Consider the following 15,744-nt stretch of genomic DNA (forward strand, 5'->3'; position numbering starts at 1 on the left):
GGCCCCGCCCGCACCGTCACCGCCCGCACCGTCACCGCCCGCACCGGCGCGCACCCCGTACCGGCGCGCACCCCGTACCGCCCGCCGCGACCGTGCACGCCCAGGCGCCCGGGACGGCGGCCAACCGCCGCTCCGGGCGCCGCCGGGCCGCCCCCGGAGCGTGCGGCAGGCAGGTCCCGGCGCGGGCCCCGGCGGCGTCCGAGGCCGCCGCCCCCGGGCGCGAGAGGACAGGAAAGGGGCGATTGACGGGCCGTCAGGGGTATTGCATACTTTGCAAAGTTTCGGGTCCGGCCGCCCTCCGCGCGGGTCTCGCGGCCGGGACCCGCGGCCTGCCACCGCCGGGCGCCGCCCTGCCAGCGCCGGGCCGGCGACGGCCCGCGAGCCGGAGCAGGGCCGTCCCGCCGTACGGTCGTCCGCCGCCGAAAGGAACCCCATGTCCGCAACCGACGTCCCCGGGGCAGACGCCCCAGCCCTGGCTCCGGCCCCGCCCGTGGCCGCCGCGCTGGCCCTGTTCGGCGCGGCCTTCCTGGCCATGCTCGACCTGTCGATCAGCGTGGTGGCGCTGCCGGCCATCCGTGAGGACCTGCACGCCTCACTGTCGGGCCTGCAGTGGACCGTCGACGGCTACACCCTGTGCTTCGCGAGCCTGCTGCTGGCCGGGGGGCTGCTGTCGGACCGCCTCGGCCACCGAACGGGGCTGCTGGCCAGCCTCGCGCTGTTCGTCGCGGGCTCCGTGGCGAGCATGCTGGCCGGCGACGTGGGAGTCCTCATCGCCGGCCGCGCCATGCAGGGCACCGCGGCCGCGATCCTCGTCCCGGCCAGCATGGCGCTGATCGCCAACCTCTACCCCGACGTCAAGCAGCGCGCCAAGATGCTCGGCATCTGGAGCGCGCTGTCCGGCATCGCGATCGCCCTCGGCCCGGCGCTGGGCGGTGTCCTGGTGGACCAGATCGACTGGCGGGCCATCTTCGCCCTGAACATCGTGCTCGGCGTGGCCGCGGGCACGCTGGCGCTCGCCGCGATCCCCAAGGCGCCCGCCCACGCCGCGGCCCGGCTTGACGCGGCCGGCCTGCTGCTCGGCATCGTGTGGACGTTCTCGCTGGCCTTCGCCGTGATCGAGGCGAGCCCGCGCGGCTGGTCCTCGCCCTGGGTCGTCGGTGCGTTCGTCGTGGCCGCCGCAGGCCTCGGCTCGTTCCTGCTGGTCGAGAGCCGCCGCGAGAACGCCATGCTGCCGATCGGGCTGTTCCGCTCCGGCGGCTTCACCACAGCCGGCCTGGTCGCCTTCGCCCTCGGCTTCTCCCTGTCGACAGCCTTCTACCTGCTCTCACTGCACCTCCAGCAGGTCCTGGGCTACTCACCCGTCAAGGCCGGGCTCGGCTTCCTCCCGGCCGCCCTGGCGATGATCGCCACCGCGGGACTCGGCGGCAAACTCGCCGAGAAGTACGGCCCTCGGCCGGTCACCCTGGCCGGCGTACTCGTCGGCGCCGCCGGCCTGTTCAGCATGGCGAGTGTCGGCCCGGGAACCGGCTTCTGGACGATCGCCTGGATGCTGGTGCTCATCGGCGCCGGCCTGGGCATCTCCCTCCCGCCGAACAACAACGTCGCCCTCGGCTCGGTGGGACCCGAGCGCGCCGGCATCGCCTCGGGCACCGTGGAGACGCTGATGCAGTTCGGCACCGTCGTCGGCATCGCCGTCCTCGGCCTCGTCCAGGCCACCTCCTTCCGCAGCTCGCTCCGGCACGCACTCGGCCGGCACGCGCTCTCCCCCGAGGCTGCCGGCCGGATCACCGACGCGGTCACCTCCGGACACACCCCCGACGCCCCCGGAATGTCCCACGACACCCTCTCCCGCCTGGTGGCCGCCTCCTTCTCCCACGGACTCGACATCGCCTGGGCCGTCTCCGGGGCGCTCGCCGTCGCCACCGTTCTGGGGGCCCTGCTGATCCGGCCCGCCCGGACCCAGCCGAAGGCCGGCACCGCCACCCCCGCAACCGCCGACAGCGTCGGCGCCGAAACAGGCTGATGCAACGGAACCGCCGGCGCCGGCGCGGAAGCGGACCGGTCGGCGCGAAGCAGACCGAGGCGCCGCACGACGGCGGGAAGGGCGGCTCCGGCCGCCGTCCGCGCCCGGGCACGCGAGTCCGTCGACGACGTGCACACACGGCCCCTGGGCATCCAGCGTGCTGAGACTCGGCGCCCGCCCCGCCGCGGGCGCCGCCGGAGCCGGGTTTTTGCACCCTTCGCGCCTGGCCAGGGACCGATCTCCCACAGGCACGAGCACCGCCCGACGCCCCGGGACGGCACGGCGGCCCGGGGCGGAGGGACACGCGGGTGCGCGGGGAGGGTGCGCGGGATCAGGTCGTCTCGTTCAGCTTTCCGGTCGCCACGTCGAAGACGAAGCCACGGATCGCGTCCTTGTGCGGGATGAAGGGGTCCGCCCTGATGCGGGCGATCGACTGACGGACGTCGTCGTCGAGGTCGGGGAACGCCTCGGGCGCCCACGGCGGGCGGATACCGGTGTCCTCCCGCACCGCTTCCTTGAAGCCGTCGTCGGTGAAGGTGAGCATCCCGCAGTCCGTGTGGTGGATGAGGATGATCTCCCGGGTGCCCAGCAGCCGCTGGCTGATCGCGAGCGAGCGGATCCCGTCGGAGGTCACGACACCTCCGGCGTTGCGGATGACGTGCGCCTCGCCGTCCTTCAGGCCGAGGATCGCGTAGACGTTCACACGGGCGTCCATGCACGCCACCACCGCGACCCGGCGGGACGGCGGCAGCGGCAGCGGACCGGTGAAGGTCTCGGCGTACACGGCGTTGTCGGCGAGCAGTTCATCGGTCACAGACATGCGTACTTCCTTTGCGGCACTACGGAGGAAGGGGAAGGGACGACGAGCGGGGAACGGCCGAGCCGGGGCTCAGCGCCCGGACACGGCCTGCCGACACCACTCGTCGAACATCCCCGTCCGGCGGGAGGGCCAGAAGTCCTCGATCACCGCAAGACGATGCGCCATGCCTCCCAGTGAAGCACCTGTCCCGCCACGCACAAGCCCGCAGACGTTCGGCCGCGCCCTGCGGCCGGCCCGCACCGGCGGCACCTCGGGCGCCCGGCTCACCGGCGCCACCGTCGCCGCATCCGAATCGTGCTCACGGCCCCGTTCGTACCGGCCGGCCGGTACTGCTGCGGGGAACCACCCGTGTGAGGGCGCGCACCCGCGCGCCGCCAGGTCGACGTCCTGGGGCCCTGGCTGCGTACCCGTGCCGCCACAACTGCCTCAGGAATCCGGCCGGGCGGCCGCGACGCAGAACTCGTTGCCTTCCGGATCGGCCATCACGATGTGGTGGCCGTCGAACTCCTCCACAGTGGTACCGCCCGCCTTCACCAGCTGTTCGGACTTCGCCCTGATCCGCGCCCACCGCTCCTCGGGAGTGCCGTGCCCCGGCACCCGGACGTCTATATGGAGGCGGTTCTTCACCGTCTTCGGCTCGGGGACCTTCAGGAGGGACAGCCGGGGGCCGAGGCCGTCGGGATCGCAGAGCCACGCCGCGTCGTCCACCGAGTCGTCCGCCGGCAGGCCGAAACTCGCGAACCACTCCTCGCGGGTGGCGAAGGGCGCGGGCGGGGGCTCGTCGACGTAGCCCAGCGCCGTTTTCCAGAAGCCGGCGAGGAGCTTCGCGTCCTTGCAGTCGAGGGTCAGACCGATCGTCAGTGCCATGGCAGGACCGTACTGCCCGTCTCTGACAACCGCGGCTGGGCGCCGGGGCGCGTACCTCACGCCCGGGGCTTGGTCGCGAACACCCACCGGTTGCCCGCCAGCGCGTCGTTCTGCTCGGGCAGCGGGCCGCGGCCGTGGTGGCGGGTGAAGTCGAAGGGGGTGTGGACCGCGGTGGACCAGCCCTTGCCCGTCAGGTCACCGGCGGAGTCGGGCCTCGGCTCCAGGTCGAACAGGGTGAGCAGGTCGATGCCGATCTGATCTGCCGTCGAGGTGTAGAGCGGGCTGTCGCGGTATGCCAGCAGGTCCTTTTCGAGCTTGACCTCGAACGCCAGAGCGCTGCCGCCCGTGCTGAGCCGGTCCACCGTGTCGATGAGGTACGTCTCGGCGGCCGGGGGCAGGTAGAACATCAGCCCCTCGGCCAGCCAGACGCTCGGTGCGGCCGGGTCGAAGCCGGCGTCGGCCAGCGCCGCGACCCAGTCGGCACGCAGATCGACCGGGATGGGCACGCGCGCCGCGCTCGGGGCCGCCGACAGCCCGTCGAGGACCTCGTGCTTGAACGCCAGCACACCTGCCCTGTCGATCTCGAAGACCACCGTGCCGGCCGGCCACGCGAGCCGGAACGCCCGCGAGTCCAGCCCCGCCCCGAACAGCACGACCTGGCGGGCGCTGCTCGTGTGCACCGCCCGCAGGAGGAAGTCGTCGAGGACCCTCGTCCGCAGACCGAAGTACCGCGCGAACCGGCCCCACAGCGGGTTCGCGTCCCCGTCCTCGACCTGGTGAATGCGCACCGGCCAGCCCGCGGACGCCGGTGCGGCCAGCACGAAGTGCTCCGCATAGACATCCCGCGCCAGGGCGTCGTCGCGGTGGGTCTCGATCGCCCGGGCCGCGGCGACCAGGAGAGCGGTCACGCCGACGCCTCCTTCCACACCCTCCGCACCAGTGTTGCGAGGCATTGTGCCGGTCACATCTTCTCCCTCGGGCGAGTCGGGACCACGAACAGCGAGGTGCAGCAACGGCGGATCAGCGGCGGACGCAGCGGATGCCGCCGCGAAGGATCAACGGCGGACGTACGGATGCCGCGGGCGCCCCGGCTCCGGAAGAGCGCCCGGCGGCGCGGCCCCCGCGGCCACCCGGCCCCTCCGGCCGGCGGCGTCGCATGCTCATCGGCTCCTCCCCTCCGGGATCAGGACGGGCTTGACCACCAGGCCCGCGTCGCAGTCGCGCTCGGCGTCGTTGATGGCGGCGAGCGGGTACGTACGGATCAGCTCGTCGAAGGGGAACCGCCCGGCCTGCCACAGCCCGGTCAGCCGGGGAATCAGCAGCCCCGGCACCGCGTCCCCCTCGCAGATGTGCGAGATCCTCCTGCCCCGGTCCAGCGCCCCCGGCTCCAGCGGCAGCGCGCTGTGGAGCCGCGCCACCAGACCGAGGTGGCCGGTCGGGCGCAGCGCCCGCAGCGCGTCGTTGACCAGCCTGGCGGAGGCCGTGGTGTCCAGCGCGTACTGCGTCCCGCCATCGGTCAGTTTCCGGATACGGCCCGGTAGATCGGCCGACGCCGCATGCAGCGCGATCGCGCCGAACCGCTCCGCAAGAGCCAGCCGTTCGGGATGCCGGTCCACCGCCACGGCCACCGCCCCGCAGGCGGCAGCCGCCATCACCGCGGCCAGACCCACCGCCCCCGCACCGAAGACCGCGACCGACTCGCCGGGCCCGACGCCGAAAGACGTGAGGACCGCCCCGGCTCCGGTGAGGAAGCCGCAGCCGAGCGGCCCGAGCAGTTCGATGGGCAGCGCGGGATCGACCCGCACGGCGTTACGGGCCGCCACCACCGCGTACTCCGCGAACGAGGACTGGCCGAACCACCGCGGCGCCAGCGCGTCCCCAGCCGCATCGGTGAACCGCCCGGCGCCCTCCTTGCGCCCCCCGAAGAGGTTGAGCGACGCGAAGGAGTCGCAGTAGGCGGGGGCGCCGGCCATGCAGCTCCGGCAGTGTCCGCAGGAGTCGAAGCTCAGCACGACGTGGTCGCCGCCGGCGAGGCCCGTGTGCGGGCCGCCCGTCTCGACCACGACCCCGGCCCCCTCGTGGCCGAGCACCGCAGGCAGCGGGGAGCGGCCCGCCGAGTGCCGGACCGCGAGATCGGTCCGGCACATCCCGCAGCCCGCGATCCTCACCAGGACCTCGCCGTCGGCCGGCCCCGAGTCCAGTGCCACCTCCTCGACGGCGAACCGGCTCCCGTACGAGCGCAGCACCGCCGCGCCGAACCTCCTGCTCACGGCTCCTCCGGACGGTGCACGACGAACGGCCTGAGATTCCCGTAGAGCCCCCACGGCCCGCCCGCGACGCCCACGCCGCTGTCCTTGATGCCCGCGAAGGGCTGGGCCAGGGACAGTTCCGCGTGGTGGTTGATCCACGCCGTCCCGCACTCCAGCCGGCCGGCCACCGCCTCGGCCCGGTCCAGATCGGTCCCCCACACCGAGCCGCCCAGCCCGAAGCCGGTGTCGTTGGCCGCCTCGACGGCTTCGTCCACGCTCCCGTACGGCAGCACCGGCAGGACAGGACCGAACTGCTCCTCCGTCACCACCGGGCTGCTCGGCGGGACATCGGCCAGGATCGTCGGGGCGTGGAAGTAGCCCGGCCGGTCCAGCCGGTGGCCACCGGCCACGGCCCGGCCGCCGTCCGCCAGCGCCCGGGCCGTGTAGCGCTCGACCCTCGCCAGTTGAGGGGCGTTGTTGACCGGGCCCAGCTGCGTACCCGGGTCGAGGCCGGGTCCGACGACCGCGGTCTTCGCGCGCTGCGCGAGAGCCTCGACCACATCGGCGTAGAGCCGGGACGGGGCGTAGACGCGCTTGACCGCCATACAGACCTGCCCGCAGTTGCGGAACGCCGCCCAGAACAGCCGGTCCGCGGCGCGCTCCACATCCACGTCCTCCAGCAGCACGGCGGCGTCATTGCCGCCCAGTTCCAGCGTGACCCGGCCGAGGGACGCCGCCGCGCCCGCCGCGACAGCCCGCCCCGTCGCAACCGAACCGGTGAACGTCACATGCCGGATCCCCCGGTGCGACGCCAGCCGGGCGCCGAGCGGCTCATGACCGGTGACGACCGTCAGCACATCCTCGGGAAGGACCGCGGAGATCACGGACCCCAGCAATCGTGTGGCCAACGGCGTGAAGGGCGACGGCTTGAGCACCACCGTGTTCCCCGCGGCCAGCGCAGGCGCGAACTTCGCCGACGCGAGCTGCAGGGGAAAATTCCACGGAACGATCGCGCCGACCGGGCCGAGCGATCGCCAGCGGACCTCACTGCGCACCGGCCGGCCGTCCCTGATCGGCTGCGGCCCGGGGGCCAGCTCGGCGAAGTAGCGTATACGGGCCGCCGTACGGGCGACCTCCGCGTACGACTCGGCCAGCGGCTTGCCTTGCTCACGCGTCAGCAATGGCGCAAGATCCGCCCCGGCCGCCTCCACCGCATCAGCCGCCGCGAGCAGGGCCGCGGCGCGGGCCGCGGGATCGGCCCGCCAGTTCCGCCATGCCCCGTGGGCCCGGCTGACGACGGCGTCCAACTCGTCCGGCTGCTGATCGGGAGCCGTATCGAAGGCCTCGCCCGTCGCCGGATCGAGGACGGCGAAGCGCTCGCCGCGCGTCCCGGGGGCGCGGCAGGGCTGACTCGTCGGCATGCCGGCGATCAGCTCGCGGCAGCGACGGCAGCCGCGTGTTCCCCGGCATGCCGGTCCATCTCCGCCCGGAAGGCGGCCACCAGCTGCGGCTGAATCCTCCCGGTGTTGCGGTCGCCCCCCTCACAGACCGCCCCGCGCACCCCCACGATGTCCGTGCCCATGGCGGTCAGCGCGCCGAGGTCTCCCGCTTTCACGCTGCCCGCGAGGGCGGCGAGCAGTCCGGCCTCGTGGGCCAGCCGGACGAACTCCGCGCAGACCTCGGGCGGTACGTGGTCGAACAGCCGCGTGCCGTCCTTGATCGCGGTGTCGAGCATGGCCGCGTCGGAGCCGGAGCGGCGGGCGATGTCGGGCAGCGCGAGCGGGTTGACGCAGCCGATCCGGTGGGCGTCGGCGTAGCCCGAGGCGACGACGAACGCGTCCGGCCGGTAGTCCTTCACCGCCCGGACGACCCCGCGCATGACGTCGACGGCCTGGTCGGGCGTCGTGCATCCGTAGAGGCCGACCTTGATGTACGTGGCTCCGGAGACGGCCGCGCCGAGTGCCGCCTGGGCCACCGTGCCGGGTTTGTACGGCACGTCGCCCACGGTCGCGGACAGCGGTTTGCCCGCCGGGATCGCGTCGCGGATCTCCCTGATGACCCACGGGAAGTTCGCACCGAGCGAGCCCTCGTCGGGCTTCTTGACATCGACGATGTCGAGGTGCTCGGCCGCCTTCGCGCAGTCGAGGGCCTCCTCGACGCTGTCCGGGGAGATGAGAAGCAACAATGCGGACTCCTTCCACCGCAGATCCACCCGGCCGAGAGGCAGGTGTGCGGCGTCGACGGGATTCCTTGCGGTCTGCTCATCATCGCTGCGGCCCCCGGCCGCTGGTAGAGCGCGCGGAGTGCGAACAGGTACCGCCACGGCGTATCCAGTGCGCCGTGCACGCCGGTTCACACGAAGCGCCTGTTCGGGCTGGACCAGGACGGAACGATGGCGCGCGAAGGCTCGCCGGACCGGGTGCCTGCGGCGTCCGCCCCCGTCGTGGACGCCGCCCGCGCTCGTATCGCCGAGCGGGTCGGCGCTGCGCGGCCGCACAGCGCCCACCTCTACCGCAGCATGCGGGCGGCTCGACCGTCTCCGGGCCTGGACCGCGACAGCCCCGGTCCCCGCTGCCGCCTCCGCCGGAAGCGGCGCGGGGAGGCGGACGGCGGCTGGGACATGGGGACTCCTCGGAATCGGGTGGCCGGTCCGGGCCGGACGCGGCGGTCGCGGCGGACGGCGCCGACGTCGTCCTCGACTCGTCCGTGCGGCATGCGGCCCCCGTAGGGGCGCCGGGTTTACGGGAGTTGCCGGCGGTACGGGGAGGCGGGCCGTCCGCGCCGCCGGTGGGTTCAGTACAGCGACAGGCCGTAGGCGGCCAGGACTTCGGTGAGCGGCTGGTAGTAGCTGGTGCCGCCCGCAGAGCAGTTGCCCGATCCGCCGCTGAACAGGCCGATGGCCGTGGAGCCCGAGGACAGCAGGCCCCCCGTGTCGCCCGGGTCGGTGCAGACGGAGGTGGCGATCAGGCCGCTCACGACCTGCCCGCCGCCGTAGTTGATCGTGGCGTTGAGGGCCTTGACCGTGCCGCAGCGGGTGCCGCTGACAGGGCTCTTGCGGCAGACCTGCTCGCCGACGTAGGGGTTGCCTGCGGACGGGTAGCCGCCCCCGGGGTGCGGCACCGCCGGGTTGTCGTAGCGGATCAGGCCGTAGTCGTTGCCCGGGAAGGACGTGGCGAGGGTGGGGCCGATGTACGTGCTGAGGGAGGCGTTCGTGTACCAGGCCGAGGTCCCCTGGGTGCAGTGGCCCGGCATGATGATGTAGTACGTGCTTCCGGCGCGGGCGTTGACCTGCGCCTGGCAGGCGGTGCCGTTGTTGGCGTAGATCATGTCGCCGGCCGAGACCTGGGGTCGTGCCACGCCTCCTGCGGGCGCCGCCGCGGCCGGGCCGCTCGCGACGGCCGTGGCGAACGCGGCGAGGGCGACGGCGGCCAGGCCCGGGCGGCGGGCGGCGGGCCGGGCGGTGAAGCGGTGTCCGATGCTCAACGGAGCCTCCTGGGTGGACGGGTCGCGTCGGTCCTGGCGGGCGCGCCTCATGAGTGCCGGGCGCCACGGTGGCACCCATTCACGGCATGCCCCTGACACGGTGGGGCCAGTATGGGAACGGGCGAGGACAGGCACAAGGGCACAATCGGGCGGGCCCGGCGCGGTGGGCCACGCTGACGGCACCGGCGCGCGCGGCTGCCGGCCGGCAGGCCGGCCGCCGCTGCGCCCTGCCGCCGTCCAGCGGTGCCTCCCGCCCGGAAGAACCTGCCCGTGCGGGCGCCGGTCGGCACCGCCGACACCGCCGCAGGCGCCGGCGTCGTCCGCGAGACGGCCCAGCGGGCAGGAGCCGACATCACCGAGATCGACGGCTCCCACGTCATCATGATCTCGCAGCCCGACCCCGTCACCCAGGTCGTCCTCAAGGCGCTCACGAGCGTCAGCCGGCCGGAACGGCCGAACACGGGCGGTGGTCCGTTCACCCTTCTGGAGGTCAAACCCGCCGTCCGGCGTCGGCCGCGGCTCGTACGGGGCAGGCATCGTTGCGGGCCCGGGCGACGGGTCCCGGCGCAGACGTACCGGCACTGGCGCACCCGCGCGGGCGTACCGGCGCAGACGTACCCGCGTCCCGCGACGACGAGGAGGAGCGGCACGATGGCTTCCGACACCCCGCACGGCCCGCCGCCGACTCCGCCGGAAGGCCCACAAGGCCCGGAAGGTCCGCAAGGCCCCGCCGGGAACGGTCCCGGCGGCAGCCACGAGGTCCCCGCGGGCCGCGGCACGCCCGGGTTCGCCGCCGACCTGCGCGACGCGGTGAGCCTGCGCGCGGTGCTGCTGATGGCCGGCGTGCTCGCCCTCCAGCTCGGCTTCATCCTGTCCTACGTCGGCGCCTTCCACTCGCCCAGGCCGCACCGCATCGCGGTCGGCGTCGTGGCGCCCGTCCAGGTCGCGGGCAAGCTCACCGGGCGGCTCAACGCGCTGTCCGGCAACCCGTTCAAGGCCCGCGCGGTGCCGACGGCGCGGCAGGCCCGCGACCGGATCCTCGCCCGCGACCTCGACGCGGCGATCGTGGTGAGTCCGCAGACCCGGACCGACACGCTGCTCGTCGCGTCCGCGGCCGGGCCGTCGGTGTCGACCGTCACCACCCAGATCGCGCAGAAGGTCGAGACCGGCCAGAACCGGCAGATCCGGATCACCGACCTGCGCGCGCCCGGCCCCAAGGACGGCCGCGGCCTGTCCTCGTTCTACGTCGTGATCGGCTGGATGATCGGCGGCTACCTGGTCGCGGCCATCATGGGCATGACCGGCGGGACACGGCCGGCGACCGTGCGCCGCACGGGCTTCCGGCTGGCCGGCCTGGTGCCGTACGCGATGCTGTCCGGCCTGGGCGGCGCGCTCATCATCGATCCGATCCTGGGCGCCCTGACCGGGCACTTCTGGGCGCTGTTCGGTATCGGCGCCCTCATCGTCCTCGCCGCGGGCGCGGCCACCGTCGCCTTCCAGGTGCTGCTGGGGGTGGTCGGCATCGGCCTGGCCATCCTGGTCTTCGTCGTCCTCGGCAACCCCAGCGCGGGCGGCGCGTACCCCAACTCGCTGCTGCCGCCGTTCTGGCGGGCGATCGGCCCCTGGCTGCCGCCGGGCGCGGGCACCACCGCGGTGCGCAACTCCGTCTACTTCGGCGCCCACCACACCACCGGCCCGCTGTGGGTGCTGGCGGTGTACGCGGCGGCCGGCATCCTCGTCGCGCTCGCCGCGTCCGCCCTCCACCTGCGCCGCGCGGCCACCCGCGGCGCCCCGGCCTGACGCCCGGCGGGCGGGGCGCCGCCGGAACGGCCCAGGGGCGCTGGGCGATGTCCTGCGCGCTGTCGGTCGGGCCGGAGCGGGTACGTGAACGGGTCCGAGCGGAAGGTGCGGCGGTAGGCGTCCGGGGGGACGCCGACCGTGCGGTTGAAGCGGCGGCGCAGCGTCGTGGCGGTGCCCATGCCGGTGGCCGCCGCGATGGAGTCGACGCTGTCGTCGGTCGTCTCCAGCAGCTCCTGGGCGTGGCGGATCCGCTGCGCCAGCAGCCACTGCAACGGGGTGGCACCGGTCACCGACCTGAGGTGGCGGCCCAGGTTGCGCGAGCTCATCCGGGCCCGGCGGGCCAGGTCCTCCACGGTCAGCGGACGGTCGAGGCGTTCGATCACCCAGGGGAAGAGCGCGGAGAGCGGGTGGGTGTCCTGGGCGGGTACGGGGGCGGTGACGAACTGGGCCTGGCCGCCGTCCCGGTGCGGCGGCACGACCAGGCGGCGGGCGACCGCGCAGAACTTCCTCATCGATGTCGTCGTACGCTCCGGCGGCGGCGAACGGCGCGCCGTCGCCGCCGGCCGGGACGTCTACGCGGTGACCGCCCCGCTCGCGGTGGAAGCGGTCGACCGCATCCTGAGCGGACGGACCAGGACGTCGGCGGGAGTCGCCTGCGCCGGCGGGATCTTCGACGCGCCCGACTTCCTCCGCGCGCTGTCCCCGCACATCCGCCTGGAGTTGCGGCCGCAGCGGGCCGGGACGCGCTGTCGCGGGGGTGTCAGCGGCGCAGGCGTGTCAGCCGCGCAGGGCCGCGTGGCGCCGCAGGACGTGAACGATGCGGACCGCTGCGAGGATCGCGGCGACCGAAGCGCCCGTGACCTGCAAGAACCTGCCGACAGCGTGCGGAAGGTGCCAGACGGCGGCGGGGCCGGCGATCGCCGCGAACACGACGACGCCGAGGAAGCACGCGCTGAGCAGCGCGTAGCCGATCCCGACGGTGGTCTCGTCCCGCTCGGCCTGGCTTCTGTGCCGTGTCCTCATGGCTCAAGCATGGCATCCGGGCCGCGAGGGGGAACCCTGCGACCGGGCTGCCGCGGCACACCTTCCGGCTCGCGCGCGGGCGCCGCGGAGTCGGTCCACAGACGGGGGCCGCCCGCGTCGCGCAGGCGGCGCAGGAAGGACAGCACGCCCGCGCTGCCGGTCGCCCAGCCCGGCGCCGGGGCGGCCAGGGTGTTGTCGGGGAACAGCGGACGGCGCAGGGTGCCGCCGCTGCGGGTCAGGATCAGGGCCGCCACGTCCTCGGCGGCGCGGCTCAGCCGGTCGTCGCCGGTGAGCGCCGCCGCGTCGATGAGCAGTTCGCCGACGCCCGACAGTCCGCAGCACTGGGAGACCGGGCTCATCCGGGGCGCGAGATCCCGGCAGGCCCAGGCGCACCGCACTCCCAGGTCCGCCGTCCGCGGGTCGTCCTCGTGGCCGCCCAGCTCGATCAGCAGGGTGCCGATCCCGGCGAGTCCGCGGCACCAGGACCCGTAGCGGCGGTGTGCCTCGGGGCGGGCCGCCAGCGCCAGCAACCGCGGTGTGTGCGCGACGAGTCCGGCCAGGCCCCGACGTGCCGCCGCCCCGGCGGCCGGGTCGCCGGTGAAGCGGTGGTAGGCGTGCAGGAAGTGGACGACGCCCGCCCGGCCGTGGGCGAAGCCGAACGCGAACGCCGCCTCGGACGCCGCCGCCGACTTCTGCGGTTCCGCGCGCTCCCGCCCGCCCTCGGCGGCCAGCAGCGAGCGGACGCACTCCCCCGCCGCGGCGAGCCGCGCGCCGGCCTCCTCCTCGCGGCCGGCCGCGTCGGCGCGTCGGGCAAGCGCCAGCAGTCCGGTCCCGGCGCCCGCCGCGCCGCCGATCTGGTCGCCGGTGTCGTCGTACGGGCGCGGGCTCGGCGGGGGGACGTACCCCTCGGGGGCGCCGGTCAGCGCGGCGGCGGAGTCCAGGAAGAGGTCGACGCCGGTACGGCCGATGTGGAGTGCGGCGGTCAGTGCCGGCAGGGCGGGATGGCGGGCGGTCCGGTGGGCGAGGCCGGTCACGGCCTCGCGTACGCCCGGGTGTTCCATGTGGTGCAGCAGTTCCAGGCCCGCGCCCGCCGCGCCGTCGTAGAGCGTCAGCCCGAAGCCCTGCCGCCCGTGCCGTGACCGCGGGTCCGCGGGCAGTTCGGCGGCGGCGGTCGCGCAGGTCGTGGCGGTGTGCGCGATCAGGTCGTCCAGCAGGCCGCGGGTGATCCTCGGCGGCGACGGGAGCCGGCGCCCGGAGGCCGCCCGTGACTGCGGCGCGCGCCACTGCCGTGCGCAGGCGGCGCGTCGTACGGGCTCGGGGTCCAGGAGCCCGGCGACGAGCTCACGTGCCGTCCGGTGCGTGGCGCCCGGGAGCGCCGCGGCGAGACAGGCCAGGGTGCGGTCGCGGTTGACGGCGTCGTCCCGGTCGACGACCACCGGGTCCATGCCGGTCAGCGCGAAGTGCAGGGTCGCGCCGAGCGCGTAGAGGTCGTCGCCCGGGCCGGGCGGCCCGCCGGCGCGGTAGGCCGGCATCGAGTAGCCCGGCGTCGCGCCGGCCGGCCGGTCGCCGTGCAGGGCGCTGACGCCGAAGTCGACCAGGTACGCGGTGCCGTCCCCGCCCAGCACCACGTTGGACGGCTTGAGGTCGCCCACGACGACGCCGCGGGCGTGGACACCGTCGAGCACGGCCAGCAGGCGGCGTGCCAGCGCGGCGATTCCGCGGCCGGTCGCGGTCCCGCCCGCGGCACTCGGCTCGTACGGGCCGTGGGCGAGTACGTCACGGCGCAGGTCGCGGGGGCCGCAGTCGGTGGTGACCAGGTACTCGTCGTCGCCGTGCCGGAGGTGGTCCAGGACCCGGGGGACGCCCTCGACGCCGGACAGGGCCGCCAGGACGGCGTGCTCGTGGCGCAGGCGCCCGCGGGCGTCGACGCCGTCGGGGTCCTCGCCGGCGTGGGCCCTGGCCTGCTTGACGACCACGCGGCTGCCGCCGGCCGCTGTGTCCGCGGCGCGGTAGACGTCGCCGTGCGGGGAGCGGGCGATGCCCGTGGTGAGGCGGTAGCGCCCGCCGATCAGGCGGCCGGTACGGCCCGCGGACGGCACGGCCGCGCGGAACGGGTCGGCGGCCCACGGCGGCTGGCGGTACCGGGTGCCCGCGCGCCCGGGGAAGCGCGCCCCGTCGGGGCCGGTCATGGTGAGCGCGGCGTCGTCGGCGCCCTCGGCCCGGAACGGGCCGTAGCGGTAGTAGACGGGGGCGTCGGGCCGGATCCGGCGGTCGCTGAGCACCCGGGGCCCCGACCGGCCGCTCAGCAGGCCGGCGAGTTCGGCGCCGAGCGCCGTCACGTCCTGCGGGCGCGGATAGACGGTGACCGCCTTGCCCACCAGCGCGGAGTCCCGCGCCCCGCTGTTCATCGCGTGCAGCACCGCGGCGTCGCGGGCGAACTTGGCGTCGCAGGCGTACCGCAGCAGCACGGGGACGACCAGGTCCGCCACGTGTGCCAGTTCGTCGGCGCGGGCGGAGATGTGCAGCTTCCATCCGTGGAGCGGGAGTTCACCCGACCGGGGGTCGGCGGCGAACAGGCAGAGCCACTGGTCGTCGGCGACGAGGCGCCGCCCGCGGCCGGCGAGCAGCGCGGCGAGCCGCTCCTCCAGGCCGCTTTCGGGGCCGGGGCCGCTGGGCCGGTGCGCCGCGGCGCCCGGCAGGCCGGACACGGACGGGCCCGTGCGGTGCGGCCTTGAGGGGCGCGCCCCGGACCCGTCCGCGTCGGCCGGGGCCGTCCCGGCCGCCATGTCCGGTTCTCCTCTAGTCGCAGGCGACGCGGGTCGTCGCCGTCGGCCACGGCTCGGGCAGACACGCCTCGATACCGCGGCCCGGGTCGGTCTGGTCCTCGAACGGGATCTCTTCTTCCTCCACGGCCACGTCGAGTGGGCCGGCGTCGCGGATCTGCAGTGCCAGGGAGCTCATGGCGGTCCTTTCCGTACGAAGAAGGGCGGGGACGGCCCGGCGCACCGGGTCGTCATGTTCCTGCCAGTTTCGTCACCGGCGGCCGCGCGGGCAAGGAGGGTGAACCGGCCACCGCCTGCGGCCCGGTCCCGTCCCGGGCGCCGCGTTCAGTCCCGGACCCCGGGTGCGGCGTCGGGCCGCCGCTGCCCTTCGTCCCGGAGCGGTCGGCCCTGACCAGGCAGAACGGCACCCACCGCGGCGCCGTGGCATTCGCCGGCACCTCAGGAGGTGTAGCCCCGCCGGGCGCGGGCACGCGGACTGTTGGCCCCCTAGGGTGCCAATGTCCCCTCGGGGACCGGCGGCAGCGACCGCCTGGCCGCGCCCGGCCGTCCTCGCCCCCCCTGGGGCGGCCGGGCGCCCCACCAGCCGCCCCGTCCGGCCCGCGCCGGATGACGGAACACCGCCCGGCGCCCAGGGGCATTCCCGCCATGGCGCCGACGATGCCGCGATCCTCCCGGCGCCACGTCCGCAGCCGCGGC

12 protein-coding genes and 2 pseudogenes are annotated in these 15,744 nt (G+C 74.9%); 3 read left to right on the top strand and 11 right to left on the bottom strand.

The features are described from left to right. Nucleotides 1-433 precede the first annotated feature (433 nt). Complete coding sequence (locus tag V7E46_RS21945; protein ID WP_333770017.1) at nucleotides 434-2,023, top strand: MFS transporter; 1,590 nt, start codon at nucleotides 434-436, stop codon at nucleotides 2,021-2,023. A gap of 331 nt (nucleotides 2,024-2,354) precedes the next feature. Here V7E46_RS21945 and V7E46_RS21950 read toward each other — a convergent pair whose 3' ends face one another. The 7 genes from V7E46_RS21950 to V7E46_RS21980 form a co-directional block, all read right to left on the bottom strand. Next, nucleotides 2,355-2,843, bottom strand: coding sequence for a beta-class carbonic anhydrase (locus tag V7E46_RS21950; protein ID WP_333770018.1), 489 nt, complete (start codon nucleotides 2,841-2,843; stop codon nucleotides 2,355-2,357). A 426-nt stretch (nucleotides 2,844-3,269) separates the two neighbouring features. Then, complete coding sequence (locus tag V7E46_RS21955; protein WP_333770019.1) at nucleotides 3,270-3,710, bottom strand: VOC family protein; 441 nt, start codon at nucleotides 3,708-3,710, stop codon at nucleotides 3,270-3,272. A gap of 56 nt (nucleotides 3,711-3,766) precedes the next feature. Then, the gene (locus V7E46_RS21960) at nucleotides 3,767-4,663 is read right to left on the bottom strand and encodes a class I SAM-dependent methyltransferase (RefSeq protein WP_333770020.1); all 897 of its coding nucleotides are present in this window, start codon (nucleotides 4,661-4,663) and stop codon (nucleotides 3,767-3,769) included. Between the two features lie 207 nt (nucleotides 4,664-4,870). Continuing rightward, nucleotides 4,871-5,980, bottom strand: a complete 1,110-nt coding sequence (locus tag V7E46_RS21965; protein WP_333770021.1) for an NAD(P)-dependent alcohol dehydrogenase — start codon at nucleotides 5,978-5,980, stop codon at nucleotides 4,871-4,873. Beyond that, on the bottom strand, nucleotides 5,977-7,380 hold the full coding sequence (locus tag V7E46_RS21970; RefSeq protein WP_333770022.1) for an aldehyde dehydrogenase family protein: 1,404 nt from the start codon (nucleotides 7,378-7,380) through the stop codon (nucleotides 5,977-5,979). Before V7E46_RS21970 ends, V7E46_RS21965 begins: the two co-directional genes overlap by 4 nt. Nucleotides 7,381-7,388: 8 nt before the next feature. Continuing rightward, nucleotides 7,389-8,144: a (5-formylfuran-3-yl)methyl phosphate synthase gene (locus tag V7E46_RS21975; protein WP_333770023.1), complete on the bottom strand. Its 756-nt coding sequence runs from the start codon at nucleotides 8,142-8,144 to the stop codon at nucleotides 7,389-7,391. Nucleotides 8,145-8,752: 608 nt separating this feature from the next. After that, nucleotides 8,753-9,442, bottom strand: coding sequence for a S1 family peptidase (locus V7E46_RS21980; RefSeq protein WP_333770024.1), 690 nt, complete (start codon nucleotides 9,440-9,442; stop codon nucleotides 8,753-8,755). A 243-nt stretch (nucleotides 9,443-9,685) separates the two neighbouring features. On the opposite strand from V7E46_RS21980, the gene V7E46_RS21985 reads away from it, so the two are divergent. Further along, nucleotides 9,686-11,242: a DUF3533 domain-containing protein gene (locus tag V7E46_RS21985; RefSeq protein ID WP_333770025.1), complete on the top strand. Its 1,557-nt coding sequence runs from the start codon at nucleotides 9,686-9,688 to the stop codon at nucleotides 11,240-11,242. A 95-nt stretch (nucleotides 11,243-11,337) separates the two neighbouring features. Here V7E46_RS21985 and V7E46_RS21990 read toward each other — a convergent pair. After that, nucleotides 11,338-11,736, bottom strand: a pseudogene (locus tag V7E46_RS21990) (helix-turn-helix domain-containing protein); the annotation flags it as partial. Between the two features lie 4 nt (nucleotides 11,737-11,740). On the opposite strand from V7E46_RS21990, the pseudogene V7E46_RS21995 reads away from it, so the two are divergent. Beyond that, a pseudogene (locus tag V7E46_RS21995) lies at nucleotides 11,741-11,968 on the top strand (saccharopine dehydrogenase); the annotation flags it as partial. A 51-nt stretch (nucleotides 11,969-12,019) separates the two neighbouring features. Here V7E46_RS21995 and V7E46_RS22000 read toward each other — a convergent pair. From V7E46_RS22000 to V7E46_RS22010, 3 genes are all read right to left on the bottom strand, one after another. Beyond that, the gene (locus V7E46_RS22000; protein ID WP_333770026.1) at nucleotides 12,020-12,265 is read right to left on the bottom strand and encodes a DUF6332 family protein; all 246 of its coding nucleotides are present in this window, start codon (nucleotides 12,263-12,265) and stop codon (nucleotides 12,020-12,022) included. After that, a complete protein-coding gene (lanL, locus tag V7E46_RS22005) occupies nucleotides 12,262-14,973 on the bottom strand; it encodes a class IV lanthionine synthetase LanL (protein ID WP_333770027.1) in 2,712 nt (903 codons plus the stop codon). The genes V7E46_RS22000 and lanL overlap by 4 nt, the downstream gene beginning before the upstream one ends. Before the next feature lie 91 nt (nucleotides 14,974-15,064). Beyond that, a complete protein-coding gene (locus V7E46_RS22010) occupies nucleotides 15,065-15,226 on the bottom strand; it encodes an SflA family class IV lanthipeptide (protein ID WP_333770028.1) in 162 nt (53 codons plus the stop codon). Between the last annotated feature and the right edge of the window lie 518 nt (nucleotides 15,227-15,744).

The sequence above is a fragment of the Streptomyces sp. IBSBF 2435 genome (assembly GCF_036815005.1).
Classification (GTDB): domain Bacteria; phylum Actinomycetota; class Actinomycetes; order Streptomycetales; family Streptomycetaceae; genus Actinacidiphila.